Source organism: Nocardioides exalbidus, from assembly GCF_900105585.1.
In the GTDB taxonomy this organism is placed as follows: domain Bacteria; phylum Actinomycetota; class Actinomycetes; order Propionibacteriales; family Nocardioidaceae; genus Nocardioides; species Nocardioides exalbidus.
The window spans coordinates 3422215-3440090 of record NZ_FNRT01000002.1; the positions used below are offsets into that span (position 1 = coordinate 3422215).

Below are 17876 nucleotides of genomic sequence, written 5' to 3' on the forward strand. Positions count from 1 at the left end.
CTCGGGTCCATTCCACTCCTCCCTTGGGGGTCATTCCTTCATGCCTTCTCGTCCCTCGCCCCTGCGCCGGCCCCTTGCGGCTGCCACGGGCATCACCCTCCTCGCCAGCTCGCTGGCGTTGGCCGTCGGCGCCGTCGCGCCGGCCTCGGCCAACCCCGCGGGCACGGCCCTCGTGATCAACGAGGTCTACGGCGCCGGTGGCAACAACGGTGCGCTCTACAACGCCGACTACGTCGAGCTCAAGAACCCGACCGGCGCTCCGCTGTCCCTGTCCGGTCTCTACCTCTCCTACCGCTCCGCGGGTGGGGGCTCCGGTGGTACGCCGTTCGCCCTCGCCGGAACGGTCCCCGCCAACGGCACCTGGCTCGTCCAGATGTCCGCCACCGGCGCCAACGGCTCCGCGCTCCCGGCGCCGGACCAGACGGCCAACCCCGCCTTCACCATGGCTGCCGCCGGTGGCCAGGTCCTGCTCCAGACCAGCGCGTCGGCCCTGACGGTGTCCGGCAACGTCGCGGGGACCACCGGCGCGAACGCCGGCGTCGTCGACATGGTTGGTGCCTCGGGATCGAACACCTTCGAGACGGCTGCGGCAGGCTCGGCGTCGACGACGGTGTCCCTCAACCGGAACGCCACCGGTGCCGACTCCGACAGCAACTCCGCGGACTTCACGACCGCCGCGCCGTCACCGACGCCGTCCGGCGGCGGTGGCACGACCCCCGACCCCGACCCGCAGCCCGAGCCCGGCACGCCCGTCGCGATCGCGGCCGTCCAGGGCACCGACACCGCGACGAGCCCGATGGTCGGCCAGACCGTCACGGTCGAGGGCGTCGTCACCGCGATGTACGCCACCGGCGGCTACAACGGCATGTACGTCCAGACGGCCGGCACCGGCGGCACGACCGACGCCACCCCCGGCGCCTCGGACGCGATCTTCGTCTACGGCGGGACCGGCTTCACGAACCCGCAGGGCCTCGAGATCGGCGACTCGGTCAAGGTCACGGGGCCCGTGTCGGAGTTCAACGGCACCACGCAGATCACCCCCGCCTCGGGTGGCATCAGCGAGCTCTCGACCGCTCTGGCGCCGGTCACCCCGTTGGCGATCGCCTACCCCACGACCGAGGCCGGTCGTGAGGCGCAGGAGGGCATGCTCCTCGCGCCGACCGACACCTTCACGGTCAGCAACACCTACTCGACCAACCAGTACGCCGAGATCGGCCTCGCGACGGGCGACAGCCCGCTGCTCACGCCGACCGAGGTCGCCGACGCGCAGGACGCCGCGGCGATCGCACGCGCCAACGCGGACAACTTCGCGCGCGGCGTAGTCCTCGACGACGGCGCGTCGACCAACTTCCTGGGCAGCGCCACCACCAAGGCCATCGCGTTGCCGTGGCTGTCGAAGGCGAACCCCGTCCGGGTGGGCGCCAGGGCGACGCTGGGCAACGGGGGTGTGATCCTCGAGTACCGCAACAACCTCTGGAAGTTCCAGCCGCGCCAGCAGGTCACCGGCGCCGGCGCGAGCACCGCGACCTTCCAGAACACGCGGCTCGCCGAGGCCACCCCAGCCGAGGTCGGCGGCGACATCTCGCTGTCGTCGTTCAACGTGCTCAACTACTTCACCCAGACCGCTGCGCTCGCGGGCTGCACGTCGACGTACAACGACCGCGCCGGCAACCCGATCACCGCGAACTCCTGTGGTGACACCGGTCCGCGCGGTGCGGCGAACGACGTGAACCTCCAGCGCCAGCAGGCCAAGATCGTCGCGGCCATCAACAAGCTCGACGCCTCGGTCGTCTCGCTCGAGGAGATCGAGAACTCGGTCAAGTTCGGCAAGAACCGCGACCAGGCGCTCTCGACGCTCGTCGCCGCGCTCAACCAGGCGGCCAGCTCCACCAGGTGGGCCCTCGTGCCGTCGCCCGACGCGTCCGGGCTCCCGGCCGTCGGCGCCCAGGACGTCATCCGCAACGCGTTCATCTACCAGCCCGCCGAGGTCGCCATGGTCGGTGGCTCGAAGGTGCTGGTCGGCAACGCCGCGTTCAACAACGCGCGCCAACCCCTCGCCCAGGGCTTCAAGGAGGCGGGCGCCCCGAGCTCGGAGGCCTTCACCGTCGTCGTCAACCACTTCAAGTCGAAGGGCTCCGGCACCGACGACGGCACGGGCCAAGGTCTCTCGAACCCCGACCGCATCGCGCAGGCGGGCGCGCTGTCCGACTTCGCGACGGCGTTCTCCGACGACCTCGGCGGCAACGGTGCGATCTTCCTGACGGGTGACTTCAACTCCTACTCCATGGAGGACCCGATGCAGGTCCTCTACGGCGACGACTACGAGAGCCTCGCCCCCGAGGGCGAGTACACCTACTCGTTCAGCGGCCAGTCCGGCTCGCTCGACCACGTGCTCGCCAACCCGGCGGGCGTGGAGATGGTGACCGGCTCGGACATCTGGAACATCAACTCCGGTGAGGCCATCGCGTTCGAGTACAGCCGCTACAACTACAACGTCACCGACTTCTACGAGCCCGACCAGTTCCGTGCCTCGGACCACGACCCGATCAAGGTCGGCCTGTCCACCAGCGCGGCGCCCACCGGGCCGGTCGACGTCCAGCTGCTGAACATCAACGACTTCCACGGTCGGATCGACGCCAACACGACCAGGTTCGCCACCACGGTCGAGCAGCTGCGGGCCCAGAACGCCCGCACCCTGTTCCTCTCCGCCGGTGACAACATCGGGGCGTCGCTGTTCGCCTCGTCGCTCGACAAGGACCAGCCGACCATCGACGTCCTCAACGTCCTCGGCCTCGAGGCCTCTGCCGTGGGCAACCACGAGCTCGACCAGGGCTTCGCCGACCTGACCGGCCGCGTCGAGCCTGCTGCGAGCTGGGACTACCTCGGTGCCAACGTCTACCGCAAGGGCACCACGACCCCGGCCCTGCGGGAGTACCAGACCTACGAGGTCGGCGGTGTCACCGTCGGTGTCATCGGCGTCGTGACGTCGGAGACCCCCTCGCTCGTGTCGCCGGCCGGTGTGGCCGACGTGACGTTCGGTGACCCGGTCGCCGCGGTCAACCGTGTCGCCGAGCAGCTCAGTGACGGCAGCGGGGCCAACGGCGAGGCCGACATCATCGTCGCCGAGTACCACGAGGGTGCCGGTGCCGGCACCCCTGAGGGCGCGACCCTGGAGCAGGAGCTCGCACAGCCGGGCGCCTTCACCGACATCGTGACCAAGACGTCCGCCGAGGTGGACGCCATCTTCACCGGCCACACGCACAAGCAGTACGCCTGGGACGCCCCGGTGCCCGGTGCCCCTGCAGGCACCACGCGTCCGGTCCTCCAGACCGGCAGCTACGGCGAGTTCGTGGGTCAGATCGTCCTGACCTTCGACCCGGCGACCGGCAAGGTCACCTCGCACACGCAGAAGAACGTGGCCCGCGCGGCCGAGGCGAACCTGGAGCTCGGCGCGGTCTCGCAGGTCAAGACCATCGTCGACGCTGCCCTGGCGAAGGCGGCGGTCGTGGGCAACCAGGAGATCGGCCGGATCACCGGTGACATCACGACCGCCCACACGGGCGGCACGCAGGGCGCCGGTGGCTACACCGGTGGCACGCGCGACGACCGGGCCTCGGAGTCCACCCTCGGCGACCTGGTGGCCAACGCCCTCCGCGACGGCGCGGCGAAGTTCGCCAAGCCGGACCTGGGCATCACCAATCCGGGTGGCCTGCGCGCCGAGCTGCTCTACAAGGGCGACACCAGCTCCAACGCGGCCAACGTCGACGGCGTGGTGACCTACGCCGAGGCGAACGCGGTCCTGCCGTTCAACAACACGGTCGCGATCGTGGAGATGTCGGGTGCGACCCTGAAGGCCGTCCTCGAGCAGCAGTGGCAGACCGTGCTCAGCGGGCCTGCCCCGAGCCGGCCCTACCTCCAGCTCGCCCTGTCCGACAACGTCGAGGTGACGGCGGACAAGTCGAAGCCCGCGGGCGAGCGGATCACGTCTGTCCGCATCAACGGCGTGCTGCTCGACCCGGCCAGGACCTACACGGTCTCGACGCTGTCCTTCCTGGCGGCCGGCGGAGACAACTTCCGTGCGTTCACGCAGGGCAGGTCCGTCGACACCGGTGTGCTCGACGGCCAGCTCTGGCGGGACTACCTCGCGGCGAACAAGCCGCTGTCGCCCGACTTCGCGCGCCAGCAGGTCTTCGCCACGAGCCTGCCGACCGAGCTGACCGCCGGCCAGGCCGCGACGTTCCGGCTCGGGACGGCGACCGGTGACACCGTGGCGCCGATCACCGGCACCACGCTGGACCTGACCTCGCAGGGCAGCCCCGCCACCACCAAGGTCACCGCGACCCTGGTGAACGGCACGACGCGCACGGTGATCGGCGAGTTCCCGGTGACGTCCGGCGTCGCGTCGATCAACCTGACGGTCCCGGCCGGGACGCCCACGGGTGCCACGGTCGAGCTCGTCGCCGCTCCGTCGAGGACGCGGGTCACGCTCCCGGTGAAGGCGGGCACGACCACCCCGCCGACCACCGACCCGACCCCCAACCCGACCCCCAACCCGACCCCCAACCCGACGCCGAACCCGAACCCGACGCCGAACCCGACGCCGACCCCGACCCCGAACCCGGAGCCGACGCCGTCCCCGGAGGAGAAGGCCGAGGCGACGATCAAGTCCTTCAACACCCAGGGCAAGGTCGGCGAGAAGGTCCGGTTCAAGGTGAAGGTGAAGGCCGATGGTGCGAGCCCGAAGGGCACCGTCACCGCCAAGGTGAAGGGCACCAAGAAGGTCGTCAAGGTGAAGGTGAACAAGAAGGGCGTGGCGATCATCAAGCTGCCGGCCTTCGCGAACCCTGGCACCAAGAAGATCGTCGTCCGCTACCGGGGCAACGGTGACGTCGCCGCCGAGAGGACCGTGGTGAAGCTGCGCATCACGCGCTGACCCACCCGCTGCCGGTCCGCGCACCGGCAGGGCTCGCGGCCCTCGTCCTGCTACCGCAGGGCGAGGGCCGCCTGCACGAGGGCGAGGTGGCTGAACGCCTGCGGGAAGTTGCCGGCCATCCGGCCCCGCCCGTCGTCGTACGTCGTGTCGTACTCCTCGGCGAGCAGGCCCACGTCGTTGGCCAGGCCGCACACCCGCTCCATCAGCGACTCGGCCTCGTCGCGGCGCCCGGCGCTCGCGAGGGCGGAGACCAGCCAGAACGAGCACGCCAGGAACGGGTGCTCGCCACCCTCCAGGCCGTCGACCCCGGTCTGCGTGCGGTAGCGCACCAGCAGGCCGTTGCGCATCAGGTCCTCGGTGATCGCGTCGATCGTGCCGAGCACGCGGGGGTCGTCGCCGGGGAGGAAGCCGACCAGCGGGATGTTGAGCAGCGAGGCGTCGACCTCCCGCGTGTCGTAGTGCTGGGTGAAGGTGCCCCGCTCGGCGTCCCAGCCCTTGTCGAGGACCTCCTCGCGCACCCGGTCACGCAGGTCGCGCCAGCGCTCGACCGGACCCTCGAGGCCGTGCTCCTCGACCGCCCGCACGGCGCGGTCGAAGGCGACCCACACCATGACCCGTGAGTGGGTGAAGTGACGCTGCGGACCGCGGATCTCCCACAGGCCGTTGTCGGGCTCGTCCCAGTGGTCGGCCAGCTCGTCGACCAGCGCGCGCTGCAGCGCCCACGAGTTGCGGGTCTCGTGGAGCCCGGCCTCACGCGCCAGCTCGAGGGCGATCATCACCTCGCCGAGGACGTCGTTCTGCCGCTGCGTGACCGCACCGTTGCCGATCCGTACGGGGCGGCTGTCGGCGTAGCCGGCGAGGTGGTCGAGCTCGCGCTCGGGCAGGTCGCGACCGCCGTCCACGGCGTACATGATCTGCAGGTCTGCCGGGTCGCCCGCCACCGCGCGCAGGAGCCAGTGCCGCCACTCCAGCGCCTCGTCGGCGTAGCCGGCCCCGAGCAGCGACTCCAGCGTCAGCGCGGCGTCGCGCAGCCAGCAGAACCGGTAGTCCCAGTTGCGCTCGCCACCGAAGTCCTCCGGCAGCGAGGTCGTCGGCGCCGCGACGATGCCGCCGGTGTCGGCATGCGTCATCAGCATCAGGGTGAGCAGGCTGCGCCGCACCAGGTCGGCGTGCGGCACGTCGCTGGGCGAGCGCGCCGACCACTCGCGCTGCTGGTCGCTGGTCGCCTCGATGCGCTCGTCGAAGCCCAGCGGCTTCGGCACGTCGCGCCACGACCGCACCCAGGTCGTGGAGAACGTCGCTTCCTCACCCTCGCGCATCTCGAACTCGTCGCGGTGGTGGCCGCGGTGTCCTTCCGGCAGCCGGGGTCCGCGCAGCACCAGCTTGTCGGGGCCGGCGACCGCGATCACGACCTCGTTGCCGTGCGCGTGCTCGCGCGTGACCCACGGCCGCACGCGACCGTAGTCGGTGCGCACGACCCAGTCGTGGCGGACCAGCACCCGACCCCGGGTGCACGTGACGCGGCGTACGACGTCCGCGCGGTCGTCGCCGACCGGCATCACGTCGAGCAGCACCAGCTCGCCGTCGGCGGTGGTGAAGGTGGTCTCCAGGATCGCCGTGCCGTCGACGTACCTCCGGCTGGTCGAGACGACCTCGTCGGCCGGCGCGAGCAGCCACCGGCCGTTGTCCTCGGTGCCGAGCAGGGCGGCGAAGCAGGCCGGGGAGTCGAAGCGCGGCAAGCACAGCCAGTCGATCGATCCGTCCTTCCCGACCAGCGCGGCCGTGCCGCGGTCACCGATCAGGGCGTAGTCCTCGATGGGGAGTGCCATGTCGCTAGTGTCGCGGACATGCGGTTGCCCGAGCTGATGCTGCCCGAGATCCTGGACGAGCTGGCCCGGCGCGGCGAGACGGTCGCGACCGCCGAGTCGCTGACCGGGGGCCTGCTGGCGTCGATGCTGACCGACGTGCCGGGCGCCTCGCGCAGCTTCGTCGGAGGCGTGGTCTCCTACGCCACCCGGGTGAAGATCTCCGCGCTCGACGTGCCGGCAGAGGTCGTCGACGCCCACGGGGTGGTCTCCGAGGAGTGCGCCGCCGCCATGGCCACGGGCGTGTGCCGTCGTCTCGACGCGACGTGGGGCCTGGCCACGACCGGGGTCGCCGGGCCGGACCCGCAGGACGGCAAGCCCGTGGGGACCGTGTGGGTCGCCGTCGCCGGGCCGGGCTCCGTGGAGACCCGGCTGCTGGCCCTGGCCGGTGATCGCCGGGCGATCCGTGAGGCGACGTGCGCGGAGGTGCTGTCGGTCCTGGGGGACGTGCTCGCCCCGGATCCGAGGTTGTGACCCGGGAAGAATGGGCCCTCGGGTAGCGTTGGGCCAGACGACTTCCCCTCGACTCATCCGACATCGAACAGAAGGACTCGCGCATGGTGCTCTTCCGACGACTGCTCGGCGAGGTGCTGCGCGGCGCGCGGATGCAGCGCGGGATGACCCTTCGCGAGCTCTCCGCCGAGGCGCGGGTGAGCCTGGGCTACATCTCCGAGATCGAGCGCGGGCAGAAGGAGGCGTCCTCCGAGCTGCTCGCGTCGCTGTGCCAGGCGATGGACCTGCCGTTGTCCGACGTCCTGCGCGAGGTCGCCGACGCGGTGGCCCTCGAGGAGGTCGCGCTCGGCCTGGCCGTGCCGACGATCAAGCCCGCACCGATCACGACCCCCATCGCGACGGCCGGCGACGTCGTCGCCTCCGCTGCCTGACCCGCCGCTACTTCTCCGGCTGGCAGCTCGGGCACCAGTAGGTCGCCCGCTCCCGCCCCGGCTCGCCGAGCATCGTCACCGCGATCGGTGTCCGGCACCGGCGACAGGGCGACTTGTCGCGCCGGTAGACCCACAACCGCTCCCGCTCGCGCAGGTCGCCCGTCGTGGTCTGGATCGCGCGCTCCTTGTTGACCTCGAGCATCTGCCTGCCACGCCGCACGAGGCGAGGCAGCTGGTCGACGGTGGACACGGCGTTGGCCGGGTTGACGCCCATGGTGAAGCACAGCTCGGCCATGTACATGTTGCCGATGCCGGCGAGGTTGCGCTGGTCGAGGAGGGCCTGCGCGACCGGGCGACCCGGCTCGCTGCGGAGGTTGGCGACCGCCCGCTCCTCGTCCCAGTCGGGACCGAGCAGGTCGGGACCGAGGTGGGAGGTCAGGTCGGCCTCCGCCTCACGCGGCACGAGCTCGACGATGCCGAGCTGGAAGCCGACCGCGTTGCGACCCTCGATGCCGAGCACAATGCGGACCTGGTCGTTCGGCCGGCGCCACTTCTCACCGTCGGGGTAGACGTGCCACGACCCCTCCATCTTGAGGTGGGTGTGGAGCGTCCAGGCGCGCTGGTGGTCGATGCGGGTGAGCAGGTGCTTGCCGCGCGACAGCGTGCGGATGACCTCGCCCTCGCGGAGGTCGACGGTGGCGAAGGCCGGCACCCGGAAGTCGGTCACCGTCAGCCGGTGCCCGGTCAACGCTCGGTCGAGCTTCGCGGCCGCACGGTAGACGGTGTCACCCTCAGGCACGGAGCCTCAGTCCCTTCGGGGTCGCGACGAACCCGGCGGCCGACAGCGCGAGCCGGATCGGTGTCTCGCCGCCGTTGCCGATGAGCTGCTGGCCGTCGGCCTTCTCGACGGTCAACCGGCCCAGTGCTCCCCGACGTGCCGACTCGGCGAGCGCGGTCATCGCCGGGGTGAGGAGCTCGGTGTCCTCGCTCCAGGTCAGCAGCGTCTTCCCGCCCCGCTCGACGTAGACGGTCAGCTCGCCGTCGACCGTCACGACCAGGGCGCCCGCCTTGCGGCCCGGTCGGTGGCCGGCCCGCTCGGGATCGACCGGCTCGGGCCAGGGCAGGGCGGCGCCGAAGACGTTGGCCGGGTCGGTCGCGGCGAGCGCGACGACGGCCGGCTTGGCACCGGACTTCCGGCTCTCGGGCTCGGAGAACGTCCGCAGCCGGTCGATCGCCCCCGCGCTGCCGAACTGCGCCGCGCCGAGTCCCTCGATGAAGTAGCCGCGGCGGCAGCGGCCCGTGTCCTCGAAGGCGCTCAGCACCTTGTAGACGCCGGCGAAGCCCCCGACCACCCGCTCGCTCATCACCGCTCCCCGGGTCACCACGCCGTGCCGCTCGAGGAGGTGCTCGGCGCGTGCGTGCGCACGCCGCGTCGGGTCGCCGTCGCGCTCGGGCAGGAGGGCCCACCGGCCGGCCGTCTCGGGCGGGCCGGTGCGGGCGGGCATCCGGCCCCCCCGCGAGGCACCGCCCCGCCCGGTGGTCGTCCTGCCGAGCCGTGGCGGCGTGCGGCGGGTGCGGTGGGACGGGGTGCCGCTGCGCACGAGGTTGCGCAGCGGGGCGAGCGTGTCGTTGGTGACCCGGCCGCTCCAGACCAGCTCCCACAGGGCCGTGCTCAGCTCGGCGTCGCTCGTCGCGCCGACGCGGTCGGAGAGCTGGCGGAAGAACCAGGCGCCGCCCGGGTCGAGCGCGTCGAGGACGGCTCGCTGGAGGCCGTCCGGCTCCTCGGGCGACTCGATCTCGGGCAGCGTGAGGTGCGCCTGGTCGGCGAGGTGGAGGCTGACCCACCCGTCGCTGCCGGGCAGCGGGGAGTGGCCGGCCCAGATGACCTCGCCGGAGGCGGTGAGCTCGTCGAGCATCGAGGGCTCGTAGTCGCGAACGCGAGCCGCCAGGACGAGCGGCTCGAGGGCGCTGGCCGGGACCGGGCAGCCGGCGAGCTGGTCGATCGCGGCGACCACGCCGTCGAGCCCGCGGAGCTGGCCGCCGACCTTCTGCCAGCTGGGGAGGAAGCGGGCGACCGCGTCGTGGCTGACCGGCTCGATCTCCTGCCGCAGCCGGGCGAGCGAGCGTCTGCGCAGCTTGCGGAGGACCTCGGCGTCGCACCACTCGCTCCCGGAGCCGGAGGGCCGGAACTCGCCGTCGAGCACGCGACCGCGGTGCGCGAGCCGCTGGAGGGTCTGGCGGGCGACGGCCTCGCCGAGGCCGAGCCGCGCGGCGACCTCGGTCGTGGTGAACGGGCCGTGGCTGCGGGCGTAGCGCGACACGAGGTCGCCGAGCGGGTCCTCGGGCAGCTGGAGAAAGGCGTCGGGCGTGCCGACCGGGACCGGGACGCCGAGCCCGTCCCGCAGCCGGCCGATGTCCTCGATGGCCGTCCACCGGTCCTGGCCGGCCATGCGGACCTCGACGACGCGGCGGACGTCGGACAGCGAGGCGAGCCAGCCCTCGACGTCGGCCCCGTCGACGGACCGCGCGCGGATCTCCTCGGTCGACAGCGGGCCGACGAGCCGGAGCAGGTCGGCGACGGCCTCGGCGTCGCGGGCGCGCCGGTCGTCGGCGAGCCACTGGAGCTCGGCCTCGACCTCGGTGAGGACCTCGGGATCGAGCAGCTCGCGGAGCTCGGCGCGGCCGAGCAGCTCGGCGAGCAGGCCCTGGTCGAGGGACAGCGCGGCCGCACGGCGCTCGGCGATGGGGGAGTCGCCCTCGTAGACGAACTGGGCGACGTAGCCGAAGAGCAGGCTGCGCGCGAAGGGGCTGGGCTGGGTCGTCGCGACGTCGACGACGGTGATCTCGCGGCGCTGCACCCGGCCGAGCAGCGCGACGAGCGCCGGCAGGTCGTAGACGTCCTGGAGGCACTCGCGCACGGCCTCGAGGACGATCGGGAACGCAGGGTATTGCGACGCCACCTCGAGGAGCTGGGCGCTGCGCTGGCGCTGCTGCCACAGCGGGCTGCGCCGGCCGGGGTCGCGACGGGGCAGCAGGAGGGCGCGAGCGGCACACTCGCGGAACCGGCTGGCGAACAACGCCGAGCCGCCGACCTCCTGGGTGACGATCTGGTCGATCTCCTCGGGCTCGAAGACGATGACCTCGCCCGTCGGGGGCTCGGCGTCGGTGTCGGGGATCCGGATCACGATGCCGTCGTCGGAGGCCACCGCCTGGCCGTCGACGTCGAAGCGCTCGCGCAGCCGGGCGTTGATCGCGAGCGCCCAGGGTGCGTGCACGGGGGTGCCGTAGGGCGAGTGGACGACCAGGCGCCAGTCGCCGAGCTCGTCGCGGAAGCGCTCGACCACGATCTGGGTGTCGCTCGGGACGACCTGCGTGGCCTCGCGCTGCTCGCCGAGGTAGGTGACGAGGTTGTTGGCCGCGTAGTCGTCGAGACCGCGCTCGCGGACGTGGGCGACCGCCTTGGCGTGGGGCTTGGCGGCGAGCTCGCGGGTGAAGGCGCCGACGGCGGCGCCGAGCTCGGCGGGCCGGCCGAGGGCGTCGCCCTTCCAGAACGGCAACCTGCCCGGGATGCCGGGCGCAGGTGTCACCAGCACGCGGTCGTGGGTGATGTCCTCGATCCGCCAGCTGGTCGCGCCCAGGGCGAAGACGTCGCCGACGCGCGACTCGTAGACCATCTCCTCGTCGAGCTCGCCGACCCGAGAGGCCTTCTCGCCGACCAGGAAGACCCCGAACAGCCCGCGGTCGGGGATCGTGCCGCCGCTGGTGACGGCGAGGCGCTGGGCGCCCGGCCGTCCGCTCAGTGCGCCGGTGACGCGGTCCCAGACGATGCGGGGACGCAGCTCGGCGAACTCGTCGCTGGGGTAGCGGCCGCTGAGGAGGTCGAGGGTCGCGTCGTAGGCGGAGCGGGGGAGCTGGGTGTAGGACGCGGCGCGCGTCATCAGCGCGAACATCTCGTCGACCTGCCATTCGTCCATCGCGAGCATGGCGACCACCTGCTGGGCGAGGACGTCGAGAGGGTTGGCCGGGATCGCCATCTTCTCGATCGCACCGCTGCGCATCCGCTCGACCGCGACCGCCGTCTGCGCGAGGTCGCCGCGGTGCTTGGGGAACAGCACGCCCCTGCTGGTCTCGCCGACCTGGTGGCCGGCGCGACCGACGCGCTGGAGGGCGCTGGCGACGCTGGGTGGCGACTCGATCTGGATGACGAGGTCGACCGAGCCCATGTCGATGCCGAGCTCGAGGCTGCTGGTCGCGACGACGCAGGGGAGCCGGCCGCGCTTGAGGTCGTCCTCGATGATCGCCCGCTGCTCCTTGGACACCGAGCCGTGGTGGGCCTTGGCGATGATGCCCTCGGCGCCGCTGCTCTGGCCGGACTGGGCCATGACCTGGGCGGGCTGCTTCCCGGCCAGGGGGTCCTCCGGCTCGACACCGGCCCGCTCGGCGGCGATCTCGTTGAGCCGGGCGGTCAGCCGCTCGGCGAGCCGGCGGGAGTTGGCGAAGACGATGGTCGAGCGGTGCTGCTCGACGAGGTCGACCACGTGCTCCTCGACGTGGGGCCAGATGCTCTGGGAGCGGCCCGGGTCGCCCGCCTCCTCGTCGTACTCCTCCGGCATCGTCATGTCCTCGACCGGCACGACGACCTTGAGGTCCCACTCCTTGGTGCTGGGCGGGGCGACGATCTCGACCGGCTGGGTGCCGCCGAGGAAGCGCGCGACCTCCTCGAGCGGGCGGACCGTCGCGCTGAGCCCGATGCGCTGGGCGGGCTTGTCGAGCAGGGCGTCGAGGCGCTCGAGGCTGATGCCGAGGTGGGCGCCGCGCTTGGTGCCGGCGACGGCGTGCACCTCGTCGATGATGATCGTGTCGACACCGCGCAGCGTCTCGCGCGCCTGGCTGGTCAGCATGAGGAACAGCGACTCGGGCGTCGTGATGAGGATGTCGGGCGGCGCCGAGCCGAGCTTGCGCCGATCGGCCGGGCTGGTGTCGCCGGAGCGCAGGCCGACGGTCACGTCGGGGACCGTCGCCTCGAGCCGCTCCGCCGTGTTGCGGATCCCGGTCAACGGGGCCCTGAGGTTGCGCTCGACGTCGACGCCGAGCGCCTTGAGCGGGGAGATGTAGAGGACACGGGTCCGCTTCGACTTGTCGTCGGGCCGCTCGCTGGTCATCAGCCGGTCGATCGCGTGGAGGAACGCGCTCAGCGTCTTGCCGCTGCCGGTCGGTGCCACGACGAGCGCGTGCCGACCCTCGGCGATGCTGGTCCAGGCGCCCTCCTGGGCCGGGGTCGGACCCGCGAACGACGCCTCGAACCACGCGCGCGTCGGTGCGCTGAAGCGGTCGAGTGCGGTCATGCTCTGGAGTCTGCCACTGGCGTACGACAGCGGACGCCGGGTCGCCTGTACGTTCGGAGGAGACGCCTACCCGAGGAGCAACCCGTGATCGAGCTGACCGAGGGCCAGGAGCTCGCCCTCACCGCCGAGGGTGGGAAGACCCTGACCAGGGTGCAGATGGCCGTCGGCTGGGACCACGCCCCGACGGCCGGGTTCATCGGGAGCGGCGCAGCGCCGATCGACCTCGACGCGTCGGCGATCCAGTTCGCCGGCGGACAGTTCTTCGACCTCGCCTTCTTCAACCACCTCGAGACCCGCGACGGCTCGGTGGTCCACCTCGGCGACAACACCACCGGGAAGGGCGAGGGCGACGACGAGGTGATCACCGTGGACCTGAGCCGCGTCTACGCCAAGGTCGAGTCGATCCTCTTCCTGGTCAGCAGCTACCAGGGGCACTCCCTGGAGTTCATCCGCAACGCCTACTGCCGGGTCCTCGACGACGACGGCACCGAGCTCGCGCGCTTCACCCTCACGCTCGGCGTGCGGGAGACCGGGCTCGTCATGGCGAGGTTGTTCCGCGACGGCGATGGCTGGAAGCTCGGTGCCGTCGGGACCGGCATCGCCCTCAAGACGCCCACGGACGACCTGGAAGCACTGCTGCCCTTCGTCCGAGGCTAGCGTTCCCCGGTGGCCAGCACTCGACGATCCGGGACGCGTCGACGTACGTCGTCGGCGCGCCGCGGAGGCAGGCAGCCGCGGGCCCTGCCGGTCACCGGCCCGGGGGAGAGGCTGTGGGTGCTCGACGTGCCCTACGGCACCCAGGTCGACGGCGCGACCTGGCACCCGGCGGTCAGGACGCACCTGCACGTCGGACGCAGGCTGCCGGAGCACCTCGCGCCGTACTCCCCGGGTCCGTTCACGCTCGGGCGCTTCGTCGAGAACACCCTCAACCCCGACGACCCCACGCCCGACCCCGAGCCGACCGACGCCCTCGAGCCGCGGCGGCTCCAGTTCGAGGCCGCCGACGCGATCGCGGCGCACGCGGGGGCCGGCGGGCGGCAGTTCCTGCTGGCCGACGAGCCCGGCGTCGGCAAGACGATCTCCGCGGTCCTGGGCGCGACAGCCGTGGGCGACCTGCGCGGAGCGCGCCGGGTCCTCGTCGTGGCCGACCGGCCGGCCGCAATCACGATCGGCCACTGGTGCCGCACGATCGCGGCGCTCGGGCACGGCGGCCTCGAGTGGGTCGTGATCACGTGGGACCGGCTGGAGAAGGTCGCGGACCACACGTGGGACGTGATCATCGCCGACGAGGCGCACGCCCTGCGTCGTACGACGACCAAGCGGTGGAAGCACTGGGCGAGGATCTCCGGGCACGGCCGCCCGCACGACCAGGCGCCGTTCGTCATCGCGACGACGGCGACACCGGGGCACACCCCGCTCGAGCTGCCGTACCTCGCCCCGGCCTACGCGCAGGCGCTGGGCGAGCCGATGCGGGAGTGGACCTCCGCGTCGAGCCCGGGGGAGTCGTTCGCCACCGCGCTCGAGCGCCACGGCGTGGGCGTGGAGCGGGGCCGCTACGGCGCGAGCTGGACCACCGACCCGGCCCGGCGCGCCGCCGACCTCGAGCTCGTCCGGGGCTGGCTCGACGACGAGCGACCGCCGGCCATGCTGCACCGCGCGGCGCCGTGGGGGCCGGTGCCGCTCTCGGGGATGCCGGTGGAGCTCACACCCGCGGAGCGGACGGCGTACGACGCCGAGTGGGGCGAGTTCTGCCGCGAGATGGACCTCGCCCGGCGCGGTCGCAACACCGCGAAGGGCCGGGCGGCGCTCCTGCGCTTCCGGCAGAAGGCCGGGCTGATCCGCGTCGACTCGACGGTCGCGTGGATCGCCCAGCAGGTCGAGGCCGAGCGGCAGGTGGCCTGCTCGGTCGAGTTCGTCGCGACCGCCGCCGACCCCATCGCCGACCGGCTGCGCGACTCCGGGATCGAGGTCGCCACGATCTACGGCCGGGACCGCTTCGACCCCGAGGCCGAGCGGCTCCGGTTCCAGACCGGACAGGCGAAGGTCTGCGTCTTCACCACGGTCGCCTCGATCAGCCTGCACGCCGGCGAGACCCTCGCCGACGGCCGCGTCGCCAGCACCGAACCCCGGGTCGGGGTCTTCCACCAGGCCCGCTTCTCGGGCATCGCGGGACGGCAGGTCACCGGCCGCACCCACCGGGACCACCAGGTGTCGCCCTGGCACATCGCTTACGCCGAGGGCACCGTCGAGGAGCAGGTCGGCAAGGTGATGGTGGAACGGATCGCCGCGGCCTCCGACACCGTCGGCGGCGACACGAGCGGGCTGGCCGACGTCGCTCAGCTCCTCGGTGCCGACTGGCTGCCGGTCACGACCCTGACCGAGGACGGCGCCTGACGCGGGACTACGCCATGTGGTGCGGCGTGTCCGTGCGCGACGACCCGGAGCCCTGGTCCGCGGACCCGCCACCGTCACCACCCGTCGCGGTGCCGGGACGCTCCAGGCGGACCACGAGTGACTTGTAGACCGGCTGGTTGCTCTTGTCGGCGGTGGAGTCGAGCGGCACGAGCGGGTTGGCCTCGGGGTAGTAGGCCGCCGCGCAGCCGCGGGGCTGGTCGTAGGAGACGATCCGGAAGTCCCGGGCGATCCGCGAGACATCGTCCTCCCACTCGCTGACGAGGTCGATCTGGTCACCGTCGCGGAACCCGAGCTCGTCGATGTCGGCCGGGTGCACGAAGACGACGCGGCGGCCGCCCTTGACGCCGCGGTAGCGGTCGTCGAGGCCGTAGATCGTGGTGTTGAACTGGTCGTGCGAGCGCAGGGTCTGCAGGAGCAGGCGCCCGGGAGGCACGTCGAGCACCTCTAGCGGGGTGGACGTGATGACGGCCCGGCCGCTGTCGGTCTCGAAGATCCGGTTGTCGCGGGGCGGGTGGGGCAGCACGAAACCGCCGGGCTGCTCGACCTTGTCGTCGTACGACGCACAGCCGGGGACGACGCGGGCGATCCTGCGGCGGATCTCCCGGTAGTCGGCACGCATGGCGGCCCACGGGACCGTCGAATCGGGGAGCGTGGCGAGGGCCAGCGAGCAGATGATGTCGACCTCCGACCTGAGGTGCGGGGACGCGGGCTCCAGGGGGCCGTGCGAGGCGTGCACCGCCGACATCGAGTCCTCGACGGTGACCCGCTGGACGATGCCGCCGGTCAGGTCCTTCTCGCTGCGTCCGAGCGCGGGGAGGATGAGCGCCTCGCGGCCGTGGACGACGTGCGACCGGTTGAGCTTGGTGGACACGTGCACGGTCAGGTCGGCCTGGCGCATCGCCGCCTCGGTGGCGTCGGTGTCGGGCGTGGCGCCGACGAAGTTGCCGCCGAGCGCCATGAAGACCTTCACCTTGCCGTCGCGCAGCGCGCGGATGGCGTTGACGGTGTCGTAGCCGTGCTCGCGGGGTGGCTCGAAGCCGAACTCGTCGCGGATCGCGTCGAGGAAGTGGTCCGGCACGCGCTCCCAGATGCCCATGGTCCGGTCGCCCTGCACGTTGGAGTGCCCGCGCACCGGGCACAGGCCGGCCCCGGGCTTGCCGATGTCGCCGCGGAGCAGCGCCACGTTGACGATCTCCTTGATCGTGGCCACGGCGTTGTGGTGCTGGGTGATGCCCATCGCCCAGCACGTCACGGTCGCGGGGGAGTCGGCGAACATCCGGGCCGCCTCGGTGACCTGCTCGCGAGAGAGCCCGGTCGACGCCTCGACCTTGTCCCAGTCGAGGTCGGCGACGTGGGCGACGTACTCGGTGAAGCCGGTGGTGTAGCGCGAGAGGAAGTCGTGGTCGAGCGCGTCCCACTCGACCAGCAGGTGCCCGATCGCCTGGAAGAGTGCGAGGTCACCGTTGAGCCTGACGGGCAGGTGGAGGTCGGCCAGGGCCGTGCCGACGGTGAGCCCCTTGGCGTGCTGGGGGTTCTTGAAGCGGACGAGTCCGGCCTCCTCGAGCGGGTTGACCGAGATGATCCTGGCTCCGTTGGCCTTGGCCTCCTCCAGCGCGGACAGCATGCGCGGGTGGTTGGTGCCGGGGTTCTGCCCGACGACGACAATCAGCTTGGCGCGGTGGACGTCGTCGAGGCTGACCGAGCCCTTGCCGATGCCGATGGTCTCGGTCAGGGCCGAGCCCGACGACTCGTGGCACATGTTCGAGCAGTCCGGCAGGTTGTTGGTGCCGAGCTCGCGGGCGAAGAGCTGGAAGGTGAAGGCGGCCTCGTTGGAGGCCTTGCCGGAGGTGTAGAAGACCGCCTCGTCCGGGCTGGCCAGCCCGGTGAGGTGACCGGCCATCGTGGCGAACGCGTCGTCCCACGAGATCGGCGTGTAGTGGGTCGCCCCGGGCCGCAGCACCATCGGCTCGGTGATCCGACCCTGCTTGCCGAGCCAGAACTCCGACCGGTCGGACAGGTCGGCCACGGAGTGGGTCGCGAAGAACTCGCGGTCGAGCAGCTCCTTGGTCGCCTCCTCGGCGACCGCCTTGGCGCCGTTCTCGCAGAACTCGGCCGTGTGCCGGTGGCCGGGCGCCGGGTCGGGCCAGGCGCACCCCTGGCAGTCGAATCCGTCGACCTGGTTGAGCCGGAGCAGCGCGCTGCCGGTGCGGCGTACGCCCATCTGGCCGACCGCCCGGCGCAGTGCCACGGTCACGGCCGTCGCGCCTGCGGCGGCGTGCGCCGAGGAGTCGATGTCGAGGTCACGCTCGTCGATGTCGTCGGTCGGCACCTGTCGAGCTGCGTTGCGCAGGCGGGTGGGCACGTCACGGAGCGCGTCGAGGAGGGTCACACCTCCAGAGTGCGCCTCCCGTGGGCGGGGCGGCAGGTTCGGAGG

General features: G+C 72.2%; 9 protein-coding genes. 5 read left to right on the forward strand and 4 right to left on the reverse strand.

Translation table 11 applies throughout. The annotated features are described in order from the left end of the window. Nucleotides 1-40 precede the first annotated feature (40 nt). Nucleotides 41-4933, forward strand: a complete 4893-nt coding sequence (locus BLV76_RS16745; protein ID WP_090970448.1) for an ExeM/NucH family extracellular endonuclease — start codon at nucleotides 41-43, stop codon at nucleotides 4931-4933. Between the two features lie 50 nt (nucleotides 4934-4983). On the opposite strand, the gene BLV76_RS16750 is transcribed toward BLV76_RS16745, so the two are convergent. After that, nucleotides 4984-6762, reverse strand: a complete 1779-nt coding sequence (locus tag BLV76_RS16750) for a glycoside hydrolase family 15 protein (protein WP_090970450.1) — start codon at nucleotides 6760-6762, stop codon at nucleotides 4984-4986. Nucleotides 6763-6780: 18 nt separating this feature from the next. Between BLV76_RS16750 and BLV76_RS16755 the strand changes: the two genes are divergently transcribed. Continuing rightward, on the forward strand, nucleotides 6781-7272 hold the full coding sequence (locus tag BLV76_RS16755) for a CinA family protein (protein WP_245734712.1): 492 nt from the start codon (nucleotides 6781-6783) through the stop codon (nucleotides 7270-7272). Between the two features lie 83 nt (nucleotides 7273-7355). Next, nucleotides 7356-7682, forward strand: a complete 327-nt coding sequence (locus BLV76_RS16760; RefSeq protein WP_090970452.1) for a helix-turn-helix domain-containing protein — start codon at nucleotides 7356-7358, stop codon at nucleotides 7680-7682. A gap of 7 nt (nucleotides 7683-7689) precedes the next feature. On the opposite strand, the gene BLV76_RS16765 is transcribed toward BLV76_RS16760, so the two are convergent. Together BLV76_RS16765 and BLV76_RS16770 are read right to left on the reverse strand one after the other, a co-directional pair. Then, entirely contained in the window at nucleotides 7690-8481 is a 792-nt protein-coding gene (locus BLV76_RS16765; protein WP_090970454.1) for a DNA-formamidopyrimidine glycosylase family protein, read from the reverse strand. Next, nucleotides 8474-13027 (reverse strand): ATP-dependent helicase, encoded by a 4554-nt coding sequence (locus BLV76_RS16770; RefSeq protein WP_090970455.1) that lies wholly within the window; start codon nucleotides 13025-13027, stop codon nucleotides 8474-8476. The genes BLV76_RS16765 and BLV76_RS16770 overlap by 8 nt, the downstream gene beginning before the upstream one ends. Nucleotides 13028-13111: 84 nt before the next feature. On the opposite strand from BLV76_RS16770, the gene BLV76_RS16775 reads away from it, so the two are divergent. Then, nucleotides 13112-13684 carry a TerD family protein gene (locus BLV76_RS16775; protein WP_175539713.1) on the forward strand — a complete coding sequence of 191 codons (573 nt, stop codon included), beginning with the start codon at nucleotides 13112-13114 and terminating at the stop codon, nucleotides 13682-13684. Nucleotides 13685-13693: 9 nt separating this feature from the next. Continuing rightward, a complete protein-coding gene (locus BLV76_RS16780) occupies nucleotides 13694-15421 on the forward strand; it encodes a DEAD/DEAH box helicase (protein WP_090970457.1) in 1728 nt (575 codons plus the stop codon). Nucleotides 15422-15428: 7 nt separating this feature from the next. Here BLV76_RS16780 and BLV76_RS16785 read toward each other — a convergent pair whose 3' ends face one another. Continuing rightward, nucleotides 15429-17831, reverse strand: coding sequence for an FdhF/YdeP family oxidoreductase (locus BLV76_RS16785; RefSeq protein ID WP_175539502.1), 2403 nt, complete (start codon nucleotides 17829-17831; stop codon nucleotides 15429-15431). Nucleotides 17832-17876 lie beyond the last annotated feature (45 nt).